Annotated in this window: 6 protein-coding genes and 1 pseudogene; 3 read left to right on the top strand and 4 right to left on the bottom strand. The window is 70.4% G+C overall.

Annotation, left to right across the window (positions count from 1 at the left end; translation table 11 throughout):
* The 3 genes from ETD85_RS35880 to ETD85_RS35870 all read right to left on the bottom strand — a co-directional run.
* On the bottom strand, nt 1-1,263 hold a 1,263-nt coding region (locus ETD85_RS35880; protein ID WP_138694268.1), incomplete at its 3' end, for a cytochrome P450.
* The gene (locus tag ETD85_RS35875; protein WP_138694267.1) at nt 1,260-1,463 is read right to left on the bottom strand and encodes a ferredoxin; all 204 of its coding nucleotides are present in this window, start codon (nt 1,461-1,463) and stop codon (nt 1,260-1,262) included. The genes ETD85_RS35880 and ETD85_RS35875, both read right to left, overlap by 4 nt.
* A 503-nt stretch (nt 1,464-1,966) precedes the next feature.
* Nucleotides 1,967-2,974 carry a saccharopine dehydrogenase family protein gene (locus ETD85_RS35870; protein ID WP_206059034.1) on the bottom strand — a complete coding sequence of 336 codons (1,008 nt, stop codon included), beginning with the start codon at nt 2,972-2,974 and terminating at the stop codon, nt 1,967-1,969.
* Between the two features lie 78 nt (nt 2,975-3,052).
* Here ETD85_RS35870 and ETD85_RS35865 point away from each other — a divergent pair, with 78 nt between their 5' ends.
* Nucleotides 3,053-3,643: a TetR/AcrR family transcriptional regulator gene (locus tag ETD85_RS35865; RefSeq protein ID WP_138694266.1), complete on the top strand. Its 591-nt coding sequence runs from the start codon at nt 3,053-3,055 to the stop codon at nt 3,641-3,643.
* Between the two features lie 467 nt (nt 3,644-4,110).
* On the opposite strand, the gene hemE is transcribed toward ETD85_RS35865, so the two are convergent.
* Complete coding sequence (gene hemE / locus ETD85_RS35860) at nt 4,111-5,271, bottom strand: uroporphyrinogen decarboxylase (protein ID WP_138694265.1); 1,161 nt, start codon at nt 5,269-5,271, stop codon at nt 4,111-4,113.
* Nucleotides 5,272-5,605: 334 nt separating this feature from the next.
* Here hemE and ETD85_RS67630 point away from each other — a divergent pair.
* Together ETD85_RS67630 and ETD85_RS67625 are read left to right on the top strand one after the other, a co-directional pair.
* Nucleotides 5,606-6,007, top strand: a pseudogene (locus ETD85_RS67630) (S66 peptidase family protein); the annotation flags it as partial.
* Nucleotides 6,008-6,159: 152 nt separating this feature from the next.
* A complete protein-coding gene (locus ETD85_RS67625) occupies nt 6,160-6,429 on the top strand; it encodes a hypothetical protein (RefSeq protein WP_379507821.1) in 270 nt (89 codons plus the stop codon).
* Nucleotides 6,430-6,496 lie beyond the last annotated feature (67 nt).

Raw genomic sequence — 6,496 nt, 5'->3', positions numbered from 1 at the left:
GAGGGGGAGAGTGCGGGGGCCGCGTACCTGGCTGGCGGCCCAGGTGACGGCGGCGGGGTCGGCGAGGGTGAAGTCGGGGATGCGTTGCAGCCACACCTCGAGGGCGATGCGGAGCTCCATGCGGGCCAGGTGGGAGCCGACGCAGCGGTGGATGCCGAGCCCGAAGGCGGCGTGCCGGTTGGCCTCCCGGTCGATGACGACCTGGTCCGCCTGGTCGAACTGGGCCGGGTCGCGGTTGGCGGCGGGGAAGGGCAGCAGCACCCAGTCGTCGGCCTTCATGTCGACGCCGTTCCAGCGCATGTCGTCCTTGACCAGGCGGGCCATGGTGACGGGGGCGTAGGCGCGCAGGAGCTCTTCCATCGCGGTCGGCAGCAGGCCGGGCTCGGCGACCAGCCGCCGCCGGTCGGCGGGGGTCTTGGCCAGGTGCCACAGGCTGGCGCCGATGGCGCTCCAGGTGGTGTCGATGCCCGCGATGAGCAGGAGGTTGATCGTGCCCAGGACGTGCTCGGGCCGCAGTTTCTCGCCGTGCAGCTCGGCGTCGAGCAGGTAGCCGGTCAGGTCCGCGCGCGGGTGGTCGATGTGGTCGCGGATCTGCTCCAGCAGGTAGTTGGACAGCTGGGTGAACCGCTCCAGGCGTTCCTCGCTGGAGGCGTTGACGTTCTCCAGGGTGTTCTCGACGAACGCGCCGAACTTCTCCGCGTCCTCCTGCGGGAAGCCGAGCATGTCGGCGATGACCCGCGTCGGGATGTGCCTGGCGTAGTCGCGGGCCGCGTCGACGACGTCACGTCCCTCGAAGGCGTCGATCAGCGCGTGGCAGAACGCCCTGGTCGCCTCCTCCCGCCTGGACACGGCCGTCCTGGTGAACGCCGGCAGCAGCAGCTTGCGCGCCTCGTGGTGGAAGGGCGGGTCGGAGGAGATCGGCGGCGCGGCGCCCACCGGCGCCAGATCCTTGGGCGGGCGGACATTGCTCACGATGATCGCCCGGGAGGTGAAATGCTCGGTGTCGTAGGCGATGGCCGCCACGTCCTCGTAGCGGGTCGGCAGCCACGCCCCGCCGAACCGGTCGGTGTGCGCGATCGGGCAGCTCTGCCGCAGCTCATCCTGGATCGGATACGGATCAGCCGCCCACACCGGATCGACATGCGAGAAATCCGTCGCCCAGTCCGAGACCGGATCGGTGACGATCTCACTCTGGTGGCTGCCGCGGATCCGCTCTCTCCGGGCCCGCTCCAGGTCCTCGCCGAAGCGATCGTCCACGGTCATCGGGTGGCTCCCTCGATGGCGATCGCGCGTTCGGGACAGTTGGCCGCCGCCAGGCGCGCATCGGGCTCCTTGCCCGGCGAGACGGACCCGTCGCCGAGGATCGAGCCGTAGCCCTCGTCGTCCTCGCCGAAGGTGTCGGGGGCGAGGTCGTAGCAGCGGCCGTGCCCGTGACAGCGTTCGGAGTCGATCTGTACTTTCATGCCTCGTTCCCGTCTGTGGTGTTCCTGGCTGTGCGGTGGTCTCCGTTCCCCTGAGCGGGCCGGTCCGGGTGAGCCGCGCGGCCACAGGCGATCGCGCCTCGTCGGGCCGGCGTGCGCGTCCTATGGCCGTATCAAAAAACCGTTCATTTGATATGTCAAGGCCCGGGCAGAGCGCGTATGTGTCTGACGCGCTTGCAGATGTCAGTACGGCAGGGCGCGTGTACGGCAGGAGGTTCGGCCCGGGAAATGATGGCGGTCTGGCCTCGGCGGCTGGCGTTGGTGGTGGCACCGGCGTCCGGCGAGTCGTTCGCGTCTTGGGTGGATCGGATGGCCCTGCGGAACGGATGTCCGCCGTGGGCGATGGTCGAGGCGTTGGGGCTGGATGTACGCGCGTCAAGTGACGTCCGTACCCGCGAGTTCGGCAGGGTGGCCCGTGCCTGACAGAGCCATCATGAACCAGGTCATCTCACGGGTGCGCCGCCCGCGATTCTCGATAGGCGGAGTCAGTGATCGCCGTGCGCGCCGGGGAAGGTGGTGCCGATCTCCGCCATCCGCTCGGTCGCGTATCCGGGGTCGATCAACGCCTCGGGGGTGTGGATGCCGGGCGGCACGGGGTCGCCGCGCAGGCCGAGCAGTCGCTCGACGCCTAGGGCGACGCCGAGCGCCGTCAGGGGGCGCTGCCCCTCCGGGTGGAGGAGGTAGCGGCTCATCCTGAGTGGTGCGCCCGTGCGGTCCACGCCTTCGAGGTCGATCTTGACCTCCGTGGACGCGGGCCCGCCGCGCCGCCTGCCCGCCGATTCACCGATCGCGAACGCGAAGCGGACGTTGGGTGCGCCCGTCGCGAGGGCCAGGCTCGGCACGTCGAGGATGGGGACGATCTGGCCGGGCAGCACGGCGCCGTCGACGCTGGTGACCTCCACCTGCGCGTCGGGGCCGCTGACCCAGCCGAAGACGCCGTCACGGCGGACATGCCCCGCCGAGGTGGCGGCCAGCAGGCGTTGCATGTCCGCCATGGCCGCGGGCCCGCCGCTGTCCTGTTCGTCCAGCACGCCGCTGACCTCGATGGTGTCGAGCCGGTCGAACTCCCTGGCGAGGCCGAGCACCGCGAGGACGACGAGCCCCGCGTACCAGTGGCTGGCCAGCAGGATCGGCGCCGCGCCGGCTCGCAGGCCGGCGGCGACAACCTCAGGGCCGATGTCGACCAGGCCGCTGGAGATGCTGACGTACGGCAGGCCGCGGTCCTGTGCGTAACGCAGTCCGTTCAGGTGGCTGTCCCACACCGTTGCCACGACCGCCGAGTAGCCGTCGGTCATCTGGAGGCCGAGGTCGCCTCGCCGCAGATCGATGGCCACGGCTGTCGCGCCGCCGAGCTCGTCGGCGACCCGCCGGGCGCGGCCGAGATCGCGGCCCGCGATCGTCAGCGGCAGCTCCGGATACCACCGGCGCAGGAGGGCTGCGGTCCCCGCGCCCGCCTGGCCGGATCCGCCCATGATCAGTACGGAGTGCTCCACGGTGATGTCCTCTCGTTAACCTACATTCTGTAACTTACATTTTGTAGCTTATGCTGAAAGGCAACGCAAGGGAGGACGATGATCACGGGATCGACTCGCCTGTCCAAGCCGGCCAGGCGGGAGCAACTGCTCGACACCGCCATGACGATCGTGCGCGCCCACGGCACCGACAGCCTCACGCTGCTCAGCCTGGCGGAGGCCGCCGGAGTGAGCAGGCCGATCGTCTACGACCACTTCGGCACCCGCCCCGGCCTGCTGATCGCGCTCTATCGGCGGCTCGACGAGCGGCACCGGGCCGCCTCCGAGGAGGCCCTGCGTGACGCCCCGGCCGTCCCCCGCGAGATCGCCCGCGTCCTGAGCGCCGCCTACTTCGCCTGCGCCACCGACATGCCGGAGTGGACCGCGATCTCGGCCGCGCTCAAGGGGAACCAGGAAATGGAGGCGATCGAGCGCGAGCTGCTCGACGGCTACACGGACCTGATGGCCACCACCCTGCGGCCGTACTCCGGGCTCACGCAGGAAGCCCTCCGGCTGCGCTGCGTCGGCGCGCTGGGCGCGGCAGAGGCGATCGCCGCGGAGCTGAATCGGGGGCGGGCCACCGTCGCCGAGGCCATCGCGGCGCTGACCGACCTGACCGTCGGCAGCATCGATGCCGGAGCCCAGGACTGATGCTGTCGCGGCCCGTTGTGTGGTGGTGCTATAAAGGCATCGGGCGGGCCCCGTGCAAAGGGCCGCCCTGGGCGGGGCGGCGTCCCCAACCCTTGATACCGCGGCCTCATGCCCCCAGTGCCCGGCCGTGCCTGATCCGGTCTTGCGCGTCGCCTGGCATCCGCTGCCCTGCGTGGCCCGCCCCCGGCATCCCGTCTATCTGTCGGCTGGTGTCCGAGCCGTACCCGAATCAGCGTCGGCGATACCCCACGCTACCGGCGCGAATGCAACGGACCGTTCGACCCGCAGGGGCGCATCGTCGGCGCTCGCAACTGCCACCAGGTGCTGGCCGGCCTTCCCTACCCCCTCTCAGGCGAGCGGTTGCTGCGCATCCAGCACGATCTTTGCCCTCGTCTGCGCCGCCCGCGCGAGGACGGCGGCCCTGGCAATCGCCAGGGACGGCATCTGGGGATGTCCGCGCGAGCGGTCTACTCGCTGGGCGGCCGGTGCCCCGTGTGATCATCCAGCGGGTGCGGCGGGACGGGCGTGGTCCAGGAGCGCACCTGCTCGGCAAGGGCGGCGACGTTCTCCGGGGGCGTGGTCTTGATGATGCCGTGTCCCAGGTTGAACACGAACGGCCCCCCGCTCAGGGCACGCAGGATGCGGTCTGTCTCGGCGGTGAGTGCCTGGCCGCCGGCGGCCAGGAGCTGGGGGTCGAGGTTGCCCTGCACGCAGCGGCCGAGGCCGCGCTGTAGGTTCTGCGCGGCCCAGTTGAGCGGGACCGTGGCGTCCAGGCCGATGCAGTCCGCGCCGGTCGCCTCGGCGAAGCCGTCGTAGGCGAGCCCGGCGCCCCGGGGAAAGGCGATGACGGGAACACCCGGGTGCTGGTCCTTCAGCGCTGCGATGATGGCGGCTACCGGCTTGACGCACCAGCGTTCGAAGAGGGCGTCGGGGAGGATCCCGGCCCAGGTGTCGAACAACTGGACCGCTTCCGCGCCCGCTTCGATCTGACGGCTCAGGAACTGGATGACAGCAGTCGTGAGCACGTCGATCAGGGGCTGGAACCCCTCTGGGTCGCTCAGGGCCCACTGCTTGACAACGGCGTGCTCTGACGGGCCGCCGCCGCGTCCTTCGACCATGTAGGTGGCGATGGTCCACGGCGCGCCGGCATACCCGATCAGTGTCACCTCGGGAGGCAGGGCCCGGGTAAGTTGCCGGACCGTCTCGTATACCGGGGCCAATTCCTCATGGAGATGGGAAACGCCAAGAAAGTCGGCTATGTCCGCTGCCGAGCGGACGGGAGGCGTCAGTACCGGCCCATCGCCGGCGCGGTAGTCCAAGGTCTGGCCGAGCGCGGCGGCAACCTGCGGAAGGTCCGCGAAGACGATGGCGGCATCGAGCGGGAAACGGCGGATCGGCTGCAAGGTGACCTCGACAGCGTGCTCGGGCGAGTTGCAGAGCCCGACCATGCCGCCGGCGGCCTCACGGACCCGGTGGTACTCGGGCAGGTAGCGTCCGGCCTGCCGCATCAGCCAGATCGGCGGCCGCTCGGTGTGCTCGCCCGCGAGCGCGCGCAGGAGCAGCTTCCTGGGCCGGGCGCGGGCAGGCGCCCGCTTCGGACTGATCTCTTCCTGGGTGCCGATGTCCACGCTGTTCCGTCCTGTTGAACTGCCCCGGGCTTCGAGGCGGTCCGGTCAGCAGGCCCCAACCCGGGCAAGGAGGGCGTTGCCATCGTAGTGGCGCCCAGTCCAGGGCTCCCTGGCAGGCATCGAACCGTGCTGGATCGGTCCAATACGAGAGAACCTGGTTGGTGTCACGCCGTCCCAGCGGCACCCTCGACTCAGGATGGTGGGAGTGATCCGGAGTTCCGGCCGGGCGCGGTGCGTATCGTGAAGGAGGCTGGCAAGCCCGTCGCGCAGGTGGGGCGAGACTTGAGCATCAGCCCGTACCCGCGGCACGAGCAGTACGACGGCAACGGGGGGGATGATGACTGCATCGCATGAGCCCCCGGACTTCCGCTGGCCGCGGCTACAGGTCGGTGACCATGTTGCCCTCGTCTCTCCGGCCAGCTTCCCCGACGCCGCCGCGATCGAGGACCTCACCCAGATTCTGAGCAGCTGGGGGTTGCGGGTCAAGGTCGGAGAACACGTCCTGGACCAGCGCGGGGACCTGGCCGGACACGACACGGACCGGCTTGCGGACCTCAACGCCGCCTTCGCCGACCCCGAGATCCGGGCGGTCATCACCACGCGAGGCGGGGCGGGGGCGTACCGCATCCTGGACGGGCTCGACTTCGACGCCATCCGCGCAGACCCGAAACCGCTGGTGGGATTCAGCGACATCACCTACCTGCACCTGGCCATCTGGCGCCAGTGCCGCATCCCCGGCATCCACGGCTGCCTGGTCGGCCCCCACGCGATCGCAACGGTGCGCCATCTGCTGACGAGCACCGAACCCTCGACGCATCGTCGCAATCCGCAGCTGCTCTCGGTCGCCGCCGAGGTGCCCGGTCACGCCCGCGGCCATCTGCTGGGCGGATGGCTGGGCGCGCTGGCCGGCATGGTCGGCGCCGGTCTGCCCGATCTCGCGGGGGCGATCCTGCTGATCGAGGCGGGTTCGAGGACTACACCGATCGCGGCTGGAACCTCATCGACGTGCTTCGCGACCGGCTCATCCCGCTCGGCATCCCCATACTCGGCGGCCTTGAGGTTGGGCATGGCCCGGATCCCCACGCCGTCCCCCTCGGCACGGTGGCCGAACTCGACACCGGCCGCGGCACCCTCACGCTTCGCCCGCCCGCACAGTGACGCAAAACCCGGGGGCTCGCTGTCATCTCCCACGGCTCCGGACGCGCGTGCCCGTCGGCCGGCGGTG

It is taken from the genome of Nonomuraea zeae, assembly GCF_005889725.1.
Taxonomy (GTDB): Bacteria; Actinomycetota; Actinomycetes; order Streptosporangiales; family Streptosporangiaceae; genus Nonomuraea; species Nonomuraea zeae.
The sequence above is the reverse complement of the archived record's forward strand: the minus strand, read 5'-3'. Positions and strand labels throughout refer to the sequence as shown.